The sequence below is a fragment of the Dyadobacter sp. NIV53 genome, from assembly GCF_019711195.1.
Lineage (GTDB): Bacteria > Bacteroidota > Bacteroidia > Cytophagales > Spirosomataceae > Dyadobacter.
This window is the reverse complement of record NZ_CP081299.1, coordinates 628,726-650,374: the sequence shown is the minus strand read 5'-3', so window position 1 is coordinate 650,374 and position 21,649 is coordinate 628,726. Positions and strand designations below refer to the sequence as shown.

The 21,649-nt window shown below is 42.8% G+C and carries 16 protein-coding genes; 12 read left to right on the top strand and 4 right to left on the bottom strand.

What is annotated here, in order from left to right; genetic code table 11:
* Positions 1–1,052: 1,052 nt before the first annotated feature.
* Complete coding sequence (locus KZC02_RS02595; protein WP_221392673.1) at positions 1,053–6,308, top strand: OmpL47-type beta-barrel domain-containing protein; 5,256 nt, start codon at positions 1,053–1,055, stop codon at positions 6,306–6,308.
* A 95-nt stretch (positions 6,309–6,403) separates the two neighbouring features.
* On the opposite strand, the gene KZC02_RS02590 is transcribed toward KZC02_RS02595, so the two are convergent.
* From KZC02_RS02590 to KZC02_RS02575, 4 genes are all read right to left on the bottom strand, one after another.
* Positions 6,404–7,558: an Ig-like domain-containing protein gene (locus tag KZC02_RS02590; RefSeq protein ID WP_229253966.1), complete on the bottom strand. Its 1,155-nt coding sequence runs from the start codon at positions 7,556–7,558 to the stop codon at positions 6,404–6,406.
* The gene (locus KZC02_RS02585; RefSeq protein WP_221392672.1) at positions 7,515–8,627 is read right to left on the bottom strand and encodes a hypothetical protein; all 1,113 of its coding nucleotides are present in this window, start codon (positions 8,625–8,627) and stop codon (positions 7,515–7,517) included. The genes KZC02_RS02590 and KZC02_RS02585 overlap by 44 nt, the downstream gene beginning before the upstream one ends.
* Positions 8,628–8,903: 276 nt before the next feature.
* Positions 8,904–9,527 carry a YceI family protein gene (locus KZC02_RS02580; protein WP_221392671.1) on the bottom strand — a complete coding sequence of 208 codons (624 nt, stop codon included), beginning with the start codon at positions 9,525–9,527 and terminating at the stop codon, positions 8,904–8,906.
* A 102-nt stretch (positions 9,528–9,629) separates the two neighbouring features.
* Complete coding sequence (locus KZC02_RS02575) at positions 9,630–10,910, bottom strand: DUF418 domain-containing protein (RefSeq protein WP_221392670.1); 1,281 nt, start codon at positions 10,908–10,910, stop codon at positions 9,630–9,632.
* Positions 10,911–11,381: 471 nt separating this feature from the next.
* Between KZC02_RS02575 and KZC02_RS02570 the strand changes: the two genes are divergently transcribed.
* The 11 genes from KZC02_RS02570 to nuoK all read left to right on the top strand — a co-directional run bounded on the left by KZC02_RS02570 (position 11,382) and on the right by nuoK (position 21,634).
* Positions 11,382–11,813 carry a CBS domain-containing protein gene (locus KZC02_RS02570; protein WP_221392669.1) on the top strand — a complete coding sequence of 144 codons (432 nt, stop codon included), beginning with the start codon at positions 11,382–11,384 and terminating at the stop codon, positions 11,811–11,813.
* A 79-nt stretch (positions 11,814–11,892) separates the two neighbouring features.
* Positions 11,893–12,327, top strand: coding sequence for an NADH-quinone oxidoreductase subunit A (locus tag KZC02_RS02565; RefSeq protein ID WP_221392668.1), 435 nt, complete (start codon positions 11,893–11,895; stop codon positions 12,325–12,327).
* Positions 12,324–12,962, top strand: a complete 639-nt coding sequence (gene nuoB / locus KZC02_RS02560) for an NADH-quinone oxidoreductase subunit NuoB (RefSeq protein WP_221392667.1) — start codon at positions 12,324–12,326, stop codon at positions 12,960–12,962. Before KZC02_RS02565 ends, nuoB begins: the two co-directional genes overlap by 4 nt.
* Before the next feature lie 41 nt (positions 12,963–13,003).
* Positions 13,004–14,758, top strand: coding sequence for an NADH-quinone oxidoreductase subunit C/D (gene nuoC, locus KZC02_RS02555; protein ID WP_221392666.1), 1,755 nt, complete (start codon positions 13,004–13,006; stop codon positions 14,756–14,758).
* Between the two features lie 4 nt (positions 14,759–14,762).
* Positions 14,763–15,254 carry an NADH-quinone oxidoreductase subunit NuoE gene (gene nuoE / locus KZC02_RS02550; protein WP_229253965.1) on the top strand — a complete coding sequence of 164 codons (492 nt, stop codon included), beginning with the start codon at positions 14,763–14,765 and terminating at the stop codon, positions 15,252–15,254.
* 4 nt (positions 15,255–15,258) lie between these two features.
* Positions 15,259–16,530: an NADH-quinone oxidoreductase subunit NuoF gene (nuoF, locus tag KZC02_RS02545; RefSeq protein WP_221392665.1), complete on the top strand. Its 1,272-nt coding sequence runs from the start codon at positions 15,259–15,261 to the stop codon at positions 16,528–16,530.
* Between the two features lie 6 nt (positions 16,531–16,536).
* Positions 16,537–19,236 carry an NADH-quinone oxidoreductase subunit NuoG gene (gene nuoG / locus KZC02_RS02540; RefSeq protein ID WP_221392664.1) on the top strand — a complete coding sequence of 900 codons (2,700 nt, stop codon included), beginning with the start codon at positions 16,537–16,539 and terminating at the stop codon, positions 19,234–19,236.
* Positions 19,233–20,192 (top strand): NADH-quinone oxidoreductase subunit NuoH, encoded by a 960-nt coding sequence (gene nuoH, locus KZC02_RS02535; protein ID WP_221392663.1) that lies wholly within the window; start codon positions 19,233–19,235, stop codon positions 20,190–20,192. The genes nuoG and nuoH overlap by 4 nt, the downstream gene beginning before the upstream one ends.
* Positions 20,193–20,212: 20 nt before the next feature.
* A complete protein-coding gene (gene nuoI / locus KZC02_RS02530) occupies positions 20,213–20,728 on the top strand; it encodes an NADH-quinone oxidoreductase subunit NuoI (RefSeq protein ID WP_221392662.1) in 516 nt (171 codons plus the stop codon).
* Positions 20,729–20,798: 70 nt separating this feature from the next.
* Entirely contained in the window at positions 20,799–21,326 is a 528-nt protein-coding gene (nuoJ, locus tag KZC02_RS02525; protein WP_221392661.1) for an NADH-quinone oxidoreductase subunit J, read from the top strand.
* Positions 21,323–21,634, top strand: a complete 312-nt coding sequence (nuoK, locus tag KZC02_RS02520) for an NADH-quinone oxidoreductase subunit NuoK (protein WP_221392660.1) — start codon at positions 21,323–21,325, stop codon at positions 21,632–21,634. Before nuoJ ends, nuoK begins: the two co-directional genes overlap by 4 nt.
* Positions 21,635–21,649 lie beyond the last annotated feature (15 nt).

Sequence of the window (21,649 nt, the reverse complement as noted above, 5' to 3'; positions counted from 1 at the left end):
TAAAATTTTACTACAAGATATATTTTAAACCAGATAGCTATTTTATTATTTTTCAATACTTGTGAGTGAACTACGTAATTTTACGTAATTGCGTATATAGTATAAGGTTAAGTCTTATTTTGAACTGATTTCCATTTTTCACTCCATGTTAGTTTACCAAACCACAAGATGACGTATTCAGGTAAAAAATTAATATTTTCTATTTTAATTCAAGCATTTTATTTTAGATATCAACCCCGTTGATTTAGTAAATTACATACACTAATAGCAAATTAAGATATTAATCAGAATAAATTAAATAGCTAAACTTTATAAGATGATACTTATGAAACTTCTAATTATTAATTCAAAAAGTCCGGCTACTTTAAATACTTTGAATCAAAATAAAAGTGAATTTCCAAACTAAATTTTACTATGTTGTAATATGTCTGCTTCAAATACCAATTTGTCCGTTTTATTAAAAAAACATTTATAATGAATTTTTATTTTTCCAAATTCACTTTATAAGTAACCCCACATATGAACGTGTACTCCTAATATCATTCACTATCGGTAATCAGTGTTCAACCAAATCAAATTAACTGTTATGTTACGATTTATTAATCCGGAAGTTGTGTATTGATATACATAATCATTCATTAATGCTTTTGCGCTTAAATCCTGATTGAACTGGTAATGGTTAAAAATTATTAATCATTTAGCTCTTTACAAGGAATCAGGATTATACGTCAGGATATTCAGGATTATACGCCTGATATCAAGGTGTTTATTAGTAATTCAGCGTAGCAGATTTTAGTTGGTACTTTATTGGAAATATAAACCGGGCCCTAAAATAGGAATCTTCAAACCACCATTTTATAACAAGACATCATTTGCCATCGCATTGAATAAGTGCTGCATGTTGAAACGCGTCATAGGTACACCGTAACTGACACACCCGGCTTAATAATTCATGCAGGTTCTTTAAAAAGACAGGCAAGAAAAGTATGCTGATTTTAAGCACTATACACGCTACAAGTTTCATCGAGTATTTTAAAATAAACCATAACGCAATGAACACTAAATTTACTTCTTTGGTAGCCTTAAGGGCGTACCTGATTGTTCTGGTATCATGTGTATTTTATTATGATACTTTTAGTAAAGCTTTACCCGGAACGTATAACAATGCTGTTGCCCCGGATGATCAGGATCCGCAGGCAGATGGCTGTTCTCCTGTCAGTACCATTGCGTGTGCAGGTTTACAGGTAAGCCTTCCATTTAACCTTTCATTTACTAACGCCATAACGGGAACTATACCAGATAAAAACGGAGTTGGAACTGGTTTTACAGTTGCCACGCCTTATTCAGGAACCCGGATAGCGGCCGATGGACAGCCATCAAACCCTCAGGTACCAGGCTACGAACAATCCAGGATTACAGTAACCGGAGGGAGTCTGGTACTGATGGCGAGCAAAGGAATCAATTTCAGGGAGGAAAACAATCAGATCAATTCCCTTGGAGTGAAGACAGGGAAAAACAAAAAACTGCAGTTAGATGTCAAGGTTATCAATCCGATCAATAAATCTCAGGCTCAGCAGGCCGGGCTATTGTACGGTCTGGATGATAAAACCTATATAAAACTAGGTATTACAAATAGTAAATTTGAACTCAGAAAAGAAAAAAATGATGTAAGCAGTACAGTTACAGGTAATTCCAATCCGGACTACCGTGTTTCAGCAACTGTCAGCGGATTAAGTACTAAAACGGTATTACTTAGAATGGTGATTGATTCCGTAGCCGGTACTGTAAATGGGTTTTATTCAATAGATAACGGCGCAACATTTGTTAATGTAGGAGCAAGTTACCCAAGTCCTGGCCTTGATATCAGTTCAATGGGTATCAACAACGGAGAGGCCTTTTCAGGTATTTTCGCAACTTACCGGAACGGCACCACAAGTGAAACTTATACGTTTGATGATTTTGCTGTGAGGGAACTGGAAGTAAATACTCCGCCATTTGAGGCAATAAATTTCAGTTTCAGGCCGCAAGGAAGTCCGGTACTTCCGGGCTACACATCCGAAATTGGCCTTCCTTTTGATCCGGTCCGCAAATACGGATGGATCAGCCCGACAACAAAACAACCCATAGATCTCCGTAATAACATGCGCCTTCGGACCGGTACTGGCGATGTGCGACAGCTTTCACAAGTAGAAATGCAAAACCTCAGGCCAGGCGAGGTGCCTGGCGACTGGGAAATGATGGTTCCTAACGGGATGTATCGTGTGTCGGTGAGTGCAGGGGATTATTATTTTATTGATAGCGATCACCAGGTGAATGTGGAAGGACTGCCAACCATCACGGATTTTATTGCCACAACATCCAACAAATTCAGGATTTCGACTTCCACGGTCCAGGTCAATGACGGCAAACTGACCGTTGATGCGGTAGGAGGGATACATACCAAGATCAATTTTATCGAAATCAGTCCGGCAACGCCTGTTTCGGATTGGACTGCGCCTACGGCCGGGGCAAGGTTTGCAGGCACGCTTCAGTCACCGGGAGTATATACCAGCCAGGTACAGATATTCCTGACTGCTTCCGACATAGGTTCCTCGGGTTTGGCAGCACTTCAGTATTCCATTAATAACAGTGAATATGTAAATTACACGGCTCCGTTTGTCATTGCCACCACAGGCACATACACACTGAATGTCAAAGCGGTAGATGCCAATAATAATACGACAATTACAAGTGCCTATAATTTTAGCGTAGCAGGTTCCACAACAAATAAAACGTTTGCTTTTTCAAAAGACAGATTAAGTTTTACGGTATTGAAAGGTTCTTCAGTAATAACACAATCGGTTAACCTGACATCCAATCCCGCAACAACAGCTTATAGTTTGTCTAAAACCGAGGCGAGCTGGCTTACCTTGCCTGGTAACTCAGGAACTTTGAATTTTGGCGCGTCAAATATTAATTCAAATATAGATGCAGGTGATTACCAGGCTTTGGTCACAGTTAGTGCAGCCGGGTATCAGCCGGCAACACTACTGGTAGACCTGCACGTGGTAGACAGATTACAGGTTTCCACTGCGAATTTCAATTTTCAGGATGCAGCCACTATTCCGCCTCTTACTTATATTCGGGATTACGGCCAGCCATTCGGGTTGCGATCAGGTAAATACCAATCAGCCGGGTTACAATTTGGCTGGAAAAGGCGATCGGACGGAACACCATTAAGTCTGGTAGGAAACGGATTTGACCGTAATACGCCGGATGACGTACTGCTGGCAACTTTAGTGTATATGCAGGCCAATAATGTCAGCGGAACATTTCCTGGTGTAAAAACGGAAGGTTTCTGGGAAATGAAAGTCCCTAACGGTACTTATGACGTAACCGTTTCAGTAGGTGACGGACTGGTAAACACTGTTCCGGAATACCACACTATCAATATCGAAGGAGTAAATACAATTAACAGATTCGCGCCGACAGGAGCCAGGGGGACAATCACCAGGTTTAAAGAGGCCAAGAAAAGAGTGACTGTAAGTGATGAACTTTTGACTATTAACGCTGACGGTGGTACTAATACGAAAATTAATTTTGCCAGTGTTGTACCTGTTTCGCTTTCACCATATTTATTCTGGGCCACCAAAACTTCAAACCTGATCATTGAAAAAGAAACGATTGAAAATAAAATATTGTCGTTAATATTAGGCAGCTCCACAGGTGGTGCTTCTAATTATTCTCTTTCTGTAACTTATGGTGCCGGTGCAACGGGATGGCTCACTTTTAATGCCGCACAATCCGGGGCGCAGGCTAATGTAAGTTTTAATTATACAGCAGCTAAATACCTGGCCCTTGGTATTTACAAAGCGACCATTAAGGCAACCTCATCGGGTTACACGAGCGCAACACTGGATATTCAGATCAACGTAGTGGATGGTTCAAAACCTTATGTCATTTCTTCCAATCCGGTAAATGGTGCTACCAACGTAAGCCTGAGCACAGCCAGCATATCAGCCAATAACCTGCATGTTCCTGCGGTAGAGGGCTACCAGGGTGGGATAGATAACAGTACTATTGACAGCAATACAGTACAATTATACAAGCTTGTTGACAATGTATATTCTAAGCTGAAAGGGGTTATCAACGGAACTGGCGGCGGTGATGCCATAGGTTTTACACCAGCAAGCGGGCTCGAAGCCAATACCGTTTACAGGTTTGTGGTTACGCCGGGTGTCAGATCTTACACCGGTGCTTCCCTGGCGCCGTATGAAGCTACTTTTACAACAGCAGCGGGTAAAATTGACTCAGGTAATGTTCTGGCGGCCAGGTTTACCAAAATTGCAGTTCCCGGTACGCAAAATAAAAAATATACCTCTCTTGTAATTGGGCCGGATGGGAAGTTCTATGCTTTACGGCTGGACGGAGCCATTGAAAGATATACTATAAATCATGCAGACGGTTCGTTGTCTGGCCAGCAAATTATCAATACACTGATAAATACCTATGGCAAACGTTCAGCTATCGGGCTGGTTTTTGACAAGACCTCGACAGCTTCTAACTTAATTGCATGGGTTTCACATTGTTCGTCTGGGCTTTCGGCGGCTCCTTCTTATGATGGTAATATATCCCGTTTGTCAGGTAACAATCTGCAAAATGTGCAGTTGGTAATTACTAAACTGCCACGTTCAAGAAGGGACCACCTGGTGAACAGCCTTGCTTTCGGGCCTGATGGTGCCATGTATATTTGCCAGGGCAGTATGAACTCAGCCGGAAGAACCGACCCGGACTGGCAGCGTGATGAGTCGCTGTTGTCAGGAGCTATTCTGAGGTTAGACCTGAACAAGCTCGGTGCATTCGCATTGCCTTTAAATGTACAAACTACAACAACCCAGAGCCTGATCAACAATGCACCAACCGTTTCGTCCAGAATGAGCGACGGCACTTACAATCCTTACGGAAGTGAGGCGCCGCTGACTATTTACGGATCGGGCGTACGAAATGCGTATGATTTACTCTGGCACACAAACGGCCAGTTATACTTGCCAACAAATGGCTCCGGTGGTGGTGGTAACTCTCCTGCTTCGGTAGCAGGTACACGCAGGCCAAACGGCGATAAATACAATGGACCGGCCATACCCGCAACAGAGGCAATTCAGCCACAGCATGACTGGTTGTTCCGAATCAATCCTGCCAGAAATATTGGTTACTTCGGGCATCCCAACCCAACCCGTGGCGAATATGTATTAAATCGTGGACGTGACGACAATCCAAAGTACCTACCATCTATTATTGCCGACGCCGGTTATCGTCCTGCGGCTTATGATTTTGGTTTGAACAACTCTCCAAACGGTGTTATTGAGTACAAAAGCAATACATTCGGCGGCCTTCTGAGAGGAAAAATCCTGGTTTGCCGGTTTTCGGGTGGAGGTGATATTGCGGTGATGCAGCCGGGATCTTTGGTGAAAACTACTTATACGGGAATTGACGACGGCATTTATGATATTGTTAAAGTAACTACCGGATCGGGTAATAACGGCCTGGTTGGTATGTCGGGTTTTGGTAATCCCCTTGATATTGTAGAAGATCAGGAGAATGGTAACTTATACGTGATTGAATATAACTGGAATGACAGTCCAAACCTTGTGACTCAAATTACTCTGCTGCGGGTACAAACCGGTTCTGCACCTGCCATACGTGTTGCTGCGGAATCTGCCAATGAGCCAACAGCCGACATTGAAACCCAAAACAAAAAGTATGAAATTACATTAGGTAATGGCGGTGACGGGGTACTTGATGTAAAAAGTATCAGTATAGAGGGAGAAGATGCATCGAAATTTGAAATTGCGGATATTACTCTTCCGACTGATGCAACACCTTTGCAAATATACAAAGACGATCAGGTTCTCTTTAATGTTCGCTCATCTGTTTTGCAAAATCAGTCCTTGCGCGCAAAACTCATCGTAACAACAATGGATAATACCGTGAGAGAAATCGACATGAATAACGTATTGCAAAAGGATCTGGCCCGGATTGGAAAAGGCGAAGATGATGAAATTAAAGAACCGGGACATAATATGGAAGTATATCCAAATCCAAGTTTTGGCAAACCGGTTTCTGTTAAACTTAAGAATTTCAGTAAACTGGAACCTGTCACCATCTATATCTATGATCTGAATGGAAATATCCTGAAATCTGAAAGTGCGATAACCGATGGCAAGGGAGAGCTTTCCACTCAGATTGCAATGAAGGATAATAAAAATTATATAGTCCGGGTCGTGTACCTGTCAGGTTTCCGCTATGTAAAAGTGATTAATGTCAATTAAAAAAGATTAAGTCCTGATCAGGAAAAAAGCCATGAATACTCAGCCAGGAAAAGGTTGGGGATTCATGGCTTTTAATATGAACCATTTACCAAATCTCAGTTTTCAATCCGGAATAAAACATGGTCAAAATCTTTGGGATCTTTGTTTTCTTTTTGGCTTTTATCCCTGTCAAACGGGCGGTTGAGGTTATTTCCTGCCAGATCTTCCAGTCTGGTTTCGATTCTTAAATCATATTTGCCTGATTCCCAGTTTTTATCCGGTGTGAACGCACTCTTACTTTCTTTTTCACTGATCTGCCATGTACCTTTCACGTTTTTTTCATCTGCCGTAAGAATTGTTAACGCTTCTTTTAACAAACTATAATCCAGCGGCTCACCAAAAGCTATGGTTAAAGGTTGTTTGGTATTCATCGGTGGAGTATTCACTTTCCACAGCATTGGCCTGGGTGAAAGGCTGTCACGCACGTTTGTGACAAAAGTTTTTGTATATGTTTTTACTAGTTTGGCTCCATTTGTATCCGGCCATTTTGCAGATACTGTAATTGTATAATTTGCATTTTTCTTCAAAGGAGCTCCCAGTAATTTATTGGGTTGCAAATCTCTTTTAATCCTTCCGGGGTCAAGCCAGAGAGTAAGAATTGTCCGGTCTTTATTCCAAAGTTCGGGCTGAAGATCAAGGAAAGCACCCGGTATGGAATCTGAATTGTTTTTCAGCAAAGTTACATATTGAGCGGATTGCCCTTCCCGCATAGGTTGGGAAAAGTGCAGGTAGATTTTGAGCAGATTTTCCGGTAATGTATCGGCTGTTGGAAAAATGCCGAGCAGAGTTGGTGCATCTGCTGAATTTGCCGCGGGAACGAAAAACGTGCCTATCCGTAGGTTTCGATGCCAAACTTCATAATGCAGTCCGTGGGTAAAAGGGATCAACGGATTAAATGTAATTGTTTGATTATCAAAAGAATATTCTCCCAAAATTGGAACCGGTTTTTCTGCGGTCAAACGTACTTCTAATAATTTTTCAGGATAATCAGGATTTATAGTCTCAACTATTCCACCGGAAATAACAATTCCAACTGCTTTTTTATCCTTCCATTGAATAGTGATTTTATTGTTTTTATCACCTTTGGTGCAGGATGGATTTACTGCAAAAACAAAAAAGACCAGGCCATATATTACCAATGGCCTGATCTTTTTCTGCATAAAATTTTTATAAAAAGCGCTCACCGGAAGTCCATAAATCCAGATTTCCATTCGTTCTGCGTTGTAATAAAATCATACGGGTGTCATCAAGTTTATCCATTTGGATCACATTGGTAACAGGTAATGAAACAAAGTCAACGCCAGCTGTTGCGAAATTTTCTTCCACTGGTGTTGTGAGTGAGCCCTGGTAAGTTTCTATACTTTTGTATTTTACCTTGAATACAGGGCGGCTCGAATTGGCCATCATCAGAAATGATTCTCCCCCTTTTTTCATCGTAACCATATCCACCGGCGAATTACCGCTGCCCATTTCGGCAACTGTTCTGCCTTTTACATGTGTTCCCGGTTTCAGTTCATCAAGTGGAAACAAAACCAGCGGCGTACAGGTGTAACTGGCTACCAGATATTTTTTGCCACTGATTTCAGCTGTGGTAAAAGTCCTGATCGGTGCCAGTGTTTCATATTTGCCATGAGCTGCATGATAAATTTCAAGTGTAGACTGATCCTGTTTGTCGGTAAAAGGAAATGGAATGCTTCGGAAAGTAGAGTTGAATTCCTGGCCCGACAAGCCGCTTACCAGCACTTTTCCATCAGCAAAACCAATGTCAGAAATTGCAGAAACCCGGATTGGATTTCCTCTTTTGTCTTTTGCATCTTCAGACGGTACATTGTTCAGCGCCAGACTTGAAAACGGAACTTCTTTTGTACTTACTGCCACGATTTTATCTCCTGTAATTTTAAACAGAACAGGCGTCCCATCGCTGTGCTGGACGGCGCAATATATACTTTTGGATAACGGATTAACCGCAATATCCTGAATAGTAATATTTTGTACTTCGGTTCCAAGCATGGATGCTATTTTCTGGTCGATGTTTTTGATTTCAACATCGGGCGCTGAGTTGGTCGCGCCTGCATCTTTGGTATCCATGGCGAAAATCATCCCGCTTTTAGAATCCCCGATGAACAGAACGCCTTCCGGCCCAAAAGCCAGTGAACTGATTGATTTAATTTGAGGTGTTCCAACAATTAAACCATATTTTCCATCGGATAAACGACTGGTATTAGCCAGCAGCAGCATTCCGGCACAAACAAAAGCCAGAAGGAAATACATCTTTTTCATATCCATATTATTTTTTGGTTTTGCCGTATATTAAAGATTCAAATTAGTGAAGTTTATACAAAAATCAAATGTATAAACAGAAGTAATTGAATGGATTATACTACTTGTTCACCCGGTTTATCTTCCTCTATAATTTATTGGATGAACTGGAAAAGAATCTATTTAAGTCCGAGCAGAAGAGAGAAGGATGTATGTCAACGGTCAGTTTCTATAGAAAGCCATCACCGGCAAAAGCCGGCAATGACTCCGGATAGTTGAGGGAAACGGATTTCTTTACTATATTTTGCTGCCAAATAACTTGATGTGCAGATCAATTTCAGGTTTAATATAAAGGCTGTCCGGGGACGAATCATCACTCGCGATAGTCATTCCCCATTTGGTACGGTCTATCTTTAATTTTCCTTCCACGGCAACAGAATCATTTTCCAAAACGATTTTTGCAGGAAACGATACCGGATTGGTTTTTTCCAGAATGGTCAGGTTACCGCTTACGAGGTATTGGGTACCGGGAATTCCGTCTTTCATTTTTTGTCCTGAACCCGGATACGTTACCGCTTTTGTAATCACAAAATTGATCTTCGGGTCCAGGGCCATATCAAAGAAATCCGGACTTTGCAGACGTTGTATCAATTCATCTTTTAATTCGTCCGTCGTTAAATTAGTATTGTTCAGGGAAGACAAAGGAAAAGAAAACGAACCGGCCTGCACTTTGCCATTTTTGATAAGAAAACTATCACTTTTCACAGCAATGGTTCCACTGTTGGAATCACCATTCCTGAGATAGCCCGTCCATTCAACTACCGACCGGCTTTCGTCGAGGATATAATTATGAAATGATTTATCCGGCCTGCAATTCCAAATGGATAATATTAAAACGATATAAATGATACTCTTTTTCACTTTATTTATTTTTTGAAACCAATCCGATTAGTTGGGTCAGAAAAAATCGAATCCAGTCATTATATTGATATTCAGTCTGACGATTTCCCTCCGGAAACGTCATCATTTTATCATTTTGCTTTGTTGCATATTGGCAATGTGCTTATTGAATTCTTCCAGCTTTTTGTTTTTGGGATAAGCCATTCTTCTCCATAATCCTTCCATCGGGCCAGTCGAGTAATACTTCAACCACATATTACTGTAAAATACCTGAAATGAATAAATTAAAAATACCGGAATAAACGATTCCAAAAGGGTAAGCTTTCCAGCCAGTCCGCCTGCATAGCCATAAAAAACAAGCATACAGAAAAGCGTCTGAGCCAGGTAATTGGTAAGTCCCATACGGCCGGTATTGGCTATCCAGACGGAGAAATTGGAAGGTGTACCGGAAAACCGGATGGTTAGAAAAATCAGATAAACGATGGTTAGTAACGGAATCGCCATAAATTCTGAAAGTGAATAGATCAGGCTTTCAAATTTTTGAAGATCCCCTGGCAATAAATGCTGGCTTAATACCGGGATGCAGGAAATACCTTTTAGTATTAATGCAAAAGGAAGTATTTGCCAGGCAACTCGGGTAAATGCAGTCTTAAACGTTTTGAGATGTTGAAAAAAGTGTATTCTGCCTGCGATCAGCCCCAGTAAAAACATGATCTCATAATGCACAAATCCTGGCATTCCCTTTTCTGCTCCCACAAAATATAACATCGCAACACCAAGTTTTTGTAAGGACATTACCTCCGGTAATGAGCCATTTTGCCATGTATTGACAACCTCCATAATTATTTTATCCATTTCCTGCTGACCTGCTGCAACGGACTCAGTAGTGGCCGGAGAGAAAATGGTGCTGGTAATCTGGAATAAAATAACAAATGTTATCAGGCCGGGAATCCATTTGATAATTGTGGAAATTGGTTTTTTATTAAAATATAAAAGTGTAAAACCCATCAAGGCATATTTATGCAAAATGTCCCCAAACCAGAAAAAGAATGCATGTACAATTCCAAACCCAAGCAGGACCCATAACCTGCGTCTGAAAATTTTATTGCTGTTCCAGGCCGGATTGCCTACGCCTTTATTCCGGTTCTTGTGCATCATCAGATAAAAGCCAATGCCAAACAGAAAACTATATATGGTATAAAACTGGCCTTTAAAGAACAGATGAATGAAAAACTGGACCGGTGCGTATATTTCCGGCACATCAAGATGTAATGCATATACCTGTTCAGGACGGAGAAATGCGAATAATGTGTAAGTCTGGATGTTCATGACAAGTATGCCGAACAGGGCTAAGCCCCTTATAACGTCGATAGAATGAATACGTCGGGAGTCCGGAGCAATCATAGCTGGATGTTTTAATGTGTCCGATTTGTAGAAGCACAAAAGTCTGTTAAACCTGGTTACAAGGGCTATCAATTTTGTTTCAAATTCTACAAAACATGTTGCAAAGAGCAGATAAAACAAGATATCGAATGATGATAATTGATTTTAATTCAATTATTGGCCAGGAGCTAAGTTCGTATATTCACCGTTCCCAGGCATAGTCCGAAACATAGAACGCCCGGCCTTCTAATAAAAAACACTCAGAGGGAAAAGTGAATAGAAAAAAGGGAAGGACGCAAGGCGCCGGCGTTCGATACCTGATTATTAGCAATTATGGAATTACAATAAACTTAACTACAAAACCAGTTCCGAAAAGACACCCGTGATTTTTTTAATCGAAAAATAAATTATAAAAAATATTCATATAATAATTTTTTTATAATTTTATATTAACCAAGTGATTACTAAACCTATATAAGAAAGGAGGTGATTATGGGGAAAGTCAGAAATATCCTCGAAACAAAAAAAACGGCCCCGGTTGTGATCCATCCGGACAATACTGTTTTCGAAGCGCTGGAACTGATGTTTGAAAAAAATATCGGTGCACTCCTGGTCATGGAACAGGAGAAGTTTGTCGGGATCTTCACGGAAAGAGATTACGCACGTAAAGTTATCCTGAAAGGAAAAGCCTCCAAAGAGATCATGGTAAGTGAAATCATGACTCAAAATCCCATTACGGTATCTTCGGACACAAGTATAGAGGATTGTATGTCAATGATGACTGACAAATTTATCAGGCATCTGCCCGTTATCGACAACGAATTGCTTATCGGCATCATTTCTATTGGTGATGTCGTGAAGTATATCATCGAAGATCAGAAATACATTATCGGAAACCTGGAACATTTTATTACCGGAATCTGATAATCCCGTCAATTTATACGCTGGATAATATCAATTAAAAAAAACTTTTTAGCTCATATCGTTTTCTAATATATAGAATATGAATGAATTAGATTCGTCTGGTACACCAGGTTGGCCTTTTTGGCTGTATGCGGCATTGGTTTTGATTTTATTAACTTTTATTATTTCGCTTTCTTATTTTTTGGGACAACATCATGAGGGCAGGGCAACCGGCCAGCCTTACGAATCCGGCGTTATAGAAACCGGATCCGCAAGACTGCGGTTCTCTGCCCAATTTTATCTGGTGGCCATGATGTTCGTCATTTTTGATATTGAGGTTGTTTTTATTGTGCTATGGGCTCTCGCATTTAAAGAACTGGGATGGCAGGGTTACCTAAGTATCTGTGTTTTTATCGGGCTGTTATTTGCCGTTCTGATCTATGAATGGAGTATTGGTGCACTGGATTTTGGTCCGGATGGAAAGAAAATCCTGAAAGCTTACCGAAAACTGAATATAAAGAAACCTGCAATATGAAATGGTGGCTAAGTAAACCTTCCGAACCCGCAAATGCAGTTCAGGGAACCGGTTCTTTTGAGGAATCGGTAAAGCAAAGCATAATGCTCACAACAGTACAGGATTTGCTGGCCTGGGGACGAAAGAATTCCATGTGGCCGTTTCATTTTGGCCTTTCGTGCTGTTTCGTTGAAATGGCGACCAGCCTGACCAGTAAATACGATGTTGCCCGTTTTGGTGCAGAAGTAATTAGAGGAACGCCGCGAGAAGCCGATGTGATGGTCATTGCAGGAACTGTTTTTGTTAAAATGGCACCGATTATCAAACGGCTTCACGAGCAGATGATGGAACCCAAATGGGTGATCTCCATGGGGTCCTGTGCCAACTCGGGCGGGATGTATGACATTTATAGCGTGGTTCAGGGAGTCGACAAATTTTTACCGGTGGACGTTTATGTGCCTGGTTGTCCGCCCCGCCCGGATGCATTTATGCAGGGGCTGATGCTCCTGGCAGATTCGGTTGGAAAAGAACAGCGGCCATTAAGCTGGGCAATTGGTGACCAGGGAATTATCAGGCCTGAGAAACCGGTAATGAAGGAAGAGAAAAAGGAACAAAGAAAAAATTTGATCGGGATACGCACGCCTGATACCATTTAAAGCAGGTCGGGTGCATTATTGAAATTATAATCAGGAAAAGCATGAATGATCGTTCAGGCTTGGCGGAGGAACTGATTTCGGTTTTCGGCGAATCAGGTTTAACACAGCAACAAACAGTTGATGGGATTACTACATTATGGGTAAAAAGTGAGAAATTAATTGAGATACTGACTCATCTCAAAAGTAAAATTACCAGGCCATTTACATTTTTGTTTGATCTCTGTGCAATTGATGAAAGAAACAAGGCCAAAGCCAGATCCAACGGTTCGGTGCCTCCCGACTTTACAATTGTATATCATCTGCTTTCTTTTGAACGGAATAGTTTTATCCGTCTCAAGGTTGCTTTGAAAGGTGAATTTCCTTCGATTGTATCCATTTGCTCTTTGTGGGAAAATGCCAACTGGTATGAGAGAGAGGTCTATGATATGTTTGGGATTGACTTTAAAGGCCATCCGCATCTGCGACGTATATTGATGCCGTTAACCTGGAACGGGCATCCGCTTCGAAAAGAACACCCGGCAAGAGCGACTGAAATGGGGCCTTTCCGGCTTTGGGACGAAAAGCAGGATAAGGAACAGCAGGCCTTGCAATTTAATCCCGAAGACTGGGGTTTGAAAAGGCAAAGCGATGATGCGGATTTCATGTTTCTTAACCTGGGGCCACAGCATCCCGGTACACATGGCGTGCTTCGTATCATACTTCAGCTTGATGGTGAAGATATTGTGGACGCTGTTCCGGATATTGGTTTCCACCATCGTGGTGCTGAAAAAATGGGTGAAAGGCAATCGTGGCACACATACATTCCCTACACAGACCGTGTGGATTATCTCGGTGGCGTGATGAATAATCTGGCTTATTTGCTGGCGGTTGAGAAACTGGCAGGAATTACGGTTCCAAAGCGTGTGGAAGTGATTCGTGTGATGCTTTGTGAATTATTCCGTATTGCGAGCCATCTTGTTTGGTATGGCACATTTGCGCAGGATCTGGGACAACTTTCACCAGTATTTTACATGTTCACCGACCGGGAAAAGATCTTTGACATTATTGAAGCCATCTGCGGCGCACGCATGCATCCGAACTGGTTCCGGATTGGTGGGGTTGCCCAGGATTTGCCGGCAGGCTGGGATAAACTGGTTCGTAATTTCATTGATCATTTTCCTAAACAGCTCAGGGAATATCATAGAATGGTGATGCAGAACAGTATTTTTAAAGCCCGTACTGTCGGGATAGGAATTTACACACTGGAAGAAGCTATTGAATGGGGAGTAACCGGTCCGGGTTTGCGTGCCTGTGGTTTTGAATGGGATTTCAGGAAAAAACAACCTTATTCCGGTTATGAGAATTTTGAATTTGATGTTCCAACAGCACAAAACGGTGATTGTTATGATCGCGCCGTTGTACGTGTTGAAGAGATGACGCAAAGCCTGCGGATTATAGAACAATGCCTGGAAAATATGCCCGAAGGCCCTTACAAATCGGATCATCCGCTGGCAACACCTCCGCTCAAGAAAAACACAATGAAAGATATCGAGACACTCATTACACACTTTCTCAATGTGAGCTGGGGACCTGTAATTCCTGCGGGAGAAGCCATGAGCTGCATTGAAGCAACGAAGGGCGCTAATAGTTATTACCTGACAAGCGATGGAAATACGTCGGCTTACAGGGTCAGGATCAGGACTCCGTCGTTTCCGCACATGCAAATGCTGCCTTATATAAGCAAGGGATATACAGTAGCAGATTTATTATCAATTCTTGGAAGTATCGATTATGTTTTGGCAGATATAGACCGATAGAGGAATGAAAATCAACGTTATGAGCCCGATTTTGCTGACGGCCGAAGAAAAAGAAGAAATTGACGTGGAAATCGGACTTGTTCCGTATCGTAAAGCGGCGTGCATCGAAGCGCTGAAAATTGTGCAGCATCACCGTGGCTGGATTTCGGACGAAAGCCTGCATACCATTGCGGGTTACCTGGAAATGTCGCCGGAAGAACTGGACAGCGTTGCTACTTTTTATAACCTGGTTTTTCGCAAACCTGTTGGCAGGAACGTTATTCTGCTTTGCGACAGTATCAGCTGTTATGTTATGGGTTATGAAAAAATCTATGAACAGCTGAAAGCCAGATTACATATCAGTTTTGGGGAAACAACAACGGACGGGCGGTTTACACTTTTGCCCAATGCCTGCCTTGGTACCTGTGACCACGCACCTGCCTGTATGATCCATCACGAATTATACAGAGACCTGACGGCAGACCAGCTCGACGAAATTTTAGACGCATACAAATAAGCGAATGGAAACGCCTCTTACCCGGCTTATTAATTCCAACCGGCCCGCTCTAAATCTGAAAGATTATGAACGGGAAGGAGGATATCAGTCTGTGCACAAAGCAATAAAATCAATGACTCCGGCTGAGGTTACCAAACTGGTGCAGGATTCTGATTTGAAGGGCAGGGGAGGTGCAGGTTTTAATACGGGCATGAAATGGAGTTTTGTTCCGATGAACAACACTTCGCCCACCAAATACCTGATAGCGAATGCAGATGAAATGGAGCCAGGTACATTTAAAGACCGTTTGCTTTTAGAAGGCAATCCGCACCAGATGATCGAAGGAATGATCGTATCTGCATTTGCTATTCAGGCCAATATTTCCTATATCTTTTTAAGATGGGCCTACAAAAAAGCTGCCCGGTTGCTACGCCATGCCATTGACGAAGCCTATGCTGCCGGATACCTGGGTCGCGATATTCTTGGGAGCGGTTATAATCTTGAAATGTACCTGCATACAGGCGTTGGACGATATATATGCGGCGAGGAAACTGCGTTGCTCAATGCCCTTGAAGGAAAACGCGCTACGCCCAGAACCAAACCTCCGTTTCCACAAATTAGCGGTTTGTTCGGCAAGCCGACCATTGTAAATAATGTGGAAACGCTTTGTAACATTCCGCATATAATCAACAATGGTGCCGATTGGTTTAAAGGCCTGAGCCCTGGCAGTGATGCCGGAACCAAGCTGTATGGTGTAAGCGGGCGTGTGAACAATCCCGGTTTATGGGAGCTGCCAATGGGAATTACCATGCGGGAATTGATTGAAGTGCATGCAGGAGGAATGAAAAACGGTTACCAGTTTAAAGGGGCGTTGCCCGGAGGTGCTTCTACCGATTTTCTTGTCAATAAACATATGGATGTAAAGCTGGATTTCAAGTCGGTTGCTGCGGCCGGGAGCAGGTTAGGTACCGGTACCATGATCGTTCTCGACGACCAGACCTGTCCTGTCGGGTTCGTCCATAATCTCGAACATTTTTTTGCACAGGAATCATGTGGCTGGTGTACCCCTTGCAGGGAAGGACTGCCCTGGACTGAAAAAATATTACTTGCTATGGAGAACGGAAAAGGGCGGGCGGAAGATTTGCAGCTGCTTGACATGCATACAAAATATCTGGGGCCCGGCAATACTTTTTGCGCCCTGGCACCAGGAGCGATGGAACCTCTTCAAAGTGCGCTAAAATATTTTAAAGAAGATTTTGACAAACATATCAACGAAAAAAAATGCCCCTGGCGGTGAAATGTTATGGCAGTCATTCATATTGATAAAAAGCCTTACGAAGCAAAAGAGGGTAAAAACCTGCTCGAAACCTGTCTGACACTGGGTTTTAATCTACCTTATTTTTGCTGGCATCCCGCAATGGGATCTGTTGGAGCGTGCCGTCAGTGTGCAGTCAGGCTTTTTAAAGATGAAAATGATACAAACGGCAGGCTGGTAATGGCCTGTATGGAAGGGGTCCGCGACAATATGTTTGTGTCGCTGGATGATCAGGTAGCCAGGGATTTTCGCTCGCAAAATATTGAATGGCTGATGACCAACCACCCGCATGACTGTGCAGTTTGTGATGAAGGAGGTTCTTGTCATTTGCAGGATATGACTGTCATGACCGGCCATGCTTACCGGCGTTTCGGATTCAAAAAGCGTACGTACAAAAACCAGTACCTGGGGCCATTTATCAATCATGAAATGAACCGGTGTATACAGTGTTACCGCTGTGTGAGGTTTTATAAAGATTATGCGGGCGGGAAAGACCTGGATGTTTTTGCTGCACATGATCATGTTTATTTCGGCAGGGAAAAAGACGGAGTTCTTGAAAACGAGTTCAGTGGAAATCTGGCTGAAATTTGTCCGACAGGTGTTTTTACAGACAAAACACTGAAAGAACATTACACCCGGAAATGGGATATGACCATGGCGCCTTCCATTTGCCAGCATTGCAGTCTTGGATGTAATATCATTGCCAGTGAAAGATATGGGAAGATCCGGCAAATTACGAGTCGTTTTAACAGTGAGGTTAATGGTTATTTCATTTGTGACAGGGGAAGGTTCGGGTATGAATTTGTGAATAGTAAAGAGCGGGTTTTATATCCAGTTTTTCGTGGAGAAACTGCGGGTAAACAAACCTTGTATGAAAATCTGAAAGCCGTTTTATCCAGTCAGAAAGTGATAGGGATCGGTTCTCCCAGGGCTTCTCTTGAGGCTAACTTTGCATTACGGCAATTGGTCGGGAAGGAGCATTTTTATCAGGGAATTCCTGAAAAAGAAGCCAGGCTGCTGCATAATGTTCATACTACACTGAATTCCGGACAGGTTCACACGCCCTCTCTAAAAGAAATGGAGGAGGCCGATGTTGTATTGATTTTGGGAGAAGATGTTACCAATTCGGCACCGCGAATGGCACTGGCTTTGCGGCAGGCTGTCCGAAAAAAACCTTTGGAAAATGCGGGGCAGATCCATTTGCCTTCCTGGCACGATGCCGCATTGCGTGAATTTATCCAGGACGAAAAAGGGGAGTTGTTCATTGCCTATCCAACTCAAACCAAACTGGACGAAATTGCCTGTGACACACATTACGCAGCACCGGACGATATTGCCCGATTCGGTTTTGCGATTGCCAACTTTTTAAATGAGAAGGCCCCTGTACCAGGCAGACTGGATGAAGAAATATTGAAACAAGCCGGACAAATCGGACAGATCCTCCAAAAAGCAGAAAGGCCGCTGATCATTGCCGGAACCAGCCTGGGCGATGAAGATATTATCAAAGCTGCTACCAATATTGCGCTTGCACTTTGTCTGAAAAATAATAAAACCGGCCTTTCTTTTGTCATTCCAGAGTGCAACTCAATGGGATTAACAATGATGAATGCGCCTTCTTTGAATGAAGCAATGGAAATTGTTAAAGATAAAGAAGCGGATACAGTTATTATTCTTGAAAACGATTTGTACCGCAGGATTTCTAAAAAAGAGGCTGACGATTTTTTTAATTCGTGTAAACAAATCGTTGTCCTGGATCACCTGCATAACGCCACTACCGACCGGGCAACGGTGCTTATTCCGGCTGCTACATTTGCCGAAGGCGACGGAACGCTGGTCAATAATGAAGGCCGTGCACAATGCTTTTTCCAGGTATTTGCACCGTCAAATGAAAATATAAGAGAAAGCTGGCGGTGGCTGGACGAATTCAGGCAATTCAAAAATAATGTAGAACCTGATAATTTGCAGGAATCCGGCAACCTGATGCAGGAAATGGTGAAGGAAATGCCTCAGTTTAAAGGAGCGGATACTGTGGTTCCGCCACCTGATTTTCGCATTAACGGACAGAAAATTCCCAGGGAGCCACATCGGTACAGTGGTCGTACTGCTATTCTTGCTAATGTGGCTGTAAGTGAGCCAAAACCTCCGGAGGATACCGATTCGCCACTTTCTTTCACGATGGAAGGATATAGGGGGATCCCTCCGGCGCCTTTAATTCCATTTTTCTGGTCGCCGGGCTGGAACTCAGTGCAATCCATTAATAAGTACCAGATTGAAGTCGGAGGGCCGCTGCATGGCGGGGATCCGGGCAAAAGAATTTTAGGGACCGGAAAAATATCTGTCCATGATTTTCAGGATAATATACCTCTTGCTTTTAAGGTGAAAAACGATGAAATGCTGATCGTACCGTTGCCTCATATTTTTGGCTCTGATGAGCTCAGTGCTTATTCTGCTCCAATTGACGCACGTACGCCGGAACCATACATACTAATAGGAACAAAGGATGCTGCCCATTTTGACGTTGACGAAAACACAGCATTAAGTGTCAGGATTAAGGGACAAAGTTATGATCTGGCTGTAAAGATTGATAAAAAAATGCCGGAGGGACTTGCAGGAATTCCGTTTAATTTTTCAGCTATGCCCGGCATGAGTTTACCGGCGAAAGGAATTTTAACCAAAACAAAGCTATGAACGAAACCCTCCGTTATGTACTGATGATTGTAATTGCGCTGTTTACACTTACCACGGTTGCGGCATGGCTGATCTGGCTGGAAAGGCGTTTGCTGGCGCTCTGGCAGGACAGGTATGGGCCAAATCGTGCAGGGCCATTTGGGTTACTTATCGTGGCAGCGGATACCATCAAACTGTTTTTTAAGGAAGACTGGATTCCGCCTTTTGCGGATAAAGTGATTTTTGTAATTGCCCCAGCCATAGTTGCGGCCGCTGTACTTATGGGTTTTGTGATCATTCCTTTTGCACCTGGCATTCTTATCTCCGACCTGAATGTTGGTTTGCTGTTTTTTCTGGCCATGTCGTCGCTGGGTGTTTACAGTATTGTACTGGGTGGCTGGGCATCCAATAATAAATATTCATTGCTGGGCGCATTAAGAGGCTCTTCGCAAATGATTAGTTATGAGGTTTTTATGGGACTTTCGTTAATGGGTGTGGTGATGCTTTCAGGCTCATTCCGGCTCACAGATATAGTTTTGGCGCAGCAGAATTACTGGTTTGTTTTTACACAGCCCGTAGGTTTTGTTATTTTTCTGATCGCAGGTATTGCAGAAACGCACCGGCTGCCATTTGATATACCGGAGGCCGAAAGTGAGCTGGTGGCTGGATTTCACTCGGAATATTCAGGTATGAAATTCGGGATGTTTTTTATAGGTGAATATCTGGGCATAACACTTGTTTCGGCAATGGTAGTTACGATATTTTTCGGAGGCTGGCTGGGTCCGTCATTTCTTCCACCACTGTTTTGGTTTTGCCTGAAAACGTTTGCTTTCATTTCATTTTTTATATTACTGAGGGCATCACTGCCACGGCCAAGGTACGATCAGCTGATGGAATATGGCTGGAAAATTATATTGCCTGTTGCTCTGCTGAATCTGCTGGTTACCGGGGCAATTGCGCTGCAAACAGAACTTTGAAAAATTAAACAGACGAAACGATGATCAGTCTATTGAGATCGATGGCACTTACTTTTCTGCACATGTTCAGAAAACGTGAAACCATACAATATCCCGAAGAGAAGGTACAGCTCCATCCGCGTTGGCGAGGCCGGATCGTTCTAACACGCGACCCGGATATGGGTGAACGCTGTGTGGGATGTTACTTGTGTGCTGCCGCTTGCCCGGTAGACTGCATTTCACTGCAGGCAACGGAAGATGAAAATGGCCGACGATATCCGGAGTTTTTCCGTATCAATTTTTCAAGATGCATTTTCTGTGGCTATTGTGAAGAGGCTTGCCCGACCTACGCTATTCAGCTGCTTCCCGATTTTGAAATGGCGGAATACAACCGGCAGAATCTGGTTTATGAAAAAGAGGATTTACTCATTGATAGTGAGGGGAAATATCCCGGCTATAATTATTATAAAGTTGCCGGATTGGCAGCGGGTATAAAAGATAAAGGGGAAGGTGAAAATGAAGAACCACCCGTGGATGTGCGCAGCTTGTTGCCCTAGTAATTAAAAAATTAGTAAAAAGTAAACAGGCTCAAAGCTGGTAAAATAGGTTACAACTTAATCCTGAAACATGGAAACGGTCTTTTACATCACGGCTGGTGTTACAGTGATCTCCACCATTATGGTTATTACGAGGCATAATCCTGTACATGCGTTGCTTTATCTGGTCATTTCACTACTGTCACTTGCCATGATCTTTTTTTTATTGGGTGCACCTTTTGCGGCATTGCTTGAAATTATCATTTATGCAGGCGCAATTATGGTATTATTCATTTTTGTGATCATGCTCTTAAACCTTGGCCAGGAAACCGCGGAACAGGAAAAGAAATGGCTGAAACTGAAAGTGTGGATTGGGCCGGCTATACTTTCTGCCATTCTTTTTGTTCAGTTATGTTACCTCATTTCATCACCCGAACAAGCTATTTATGATCAGCAGATTGTCGGTCCCGAGCCGGTAGCATTGTCATTGTTCCGGGTTTATCTGATTGGTGTAGAGCTGGCCGCCATGTTGCTGATGGCAGCAGTAGTTGGGGCTGCTCACATTGGCAGGCATAAAAAGGTCGTGTTACACCGTTTTTTAAAAGAGGAAGTAATATGAAATCAACGATACCAATAGAAATGGTCATGCTGCTGGCCGGGTTGCTCTTTGCCCTGGGAATTGCCGGTGTTGTAATCCGGAAAAACATTGTTTTTATGTTGTTGTCAGTTGAGATCATGCTTAACGCGGCAGGTTTGGCTTTTATAGCTGCGGGCTCACGCTGGTCGCAACCGGATGGGCAGGTCATGTTTGTATTTATCCTGGCCATGGCAGCAGCAGAAGTTTCGATCGGACTGGCATTGATCTTACAGATATACCATCAGCATAAATCCCTGGACATTGACAAGCTCAAGGAAATGAACGGGTAATTCCACCTTTTAATG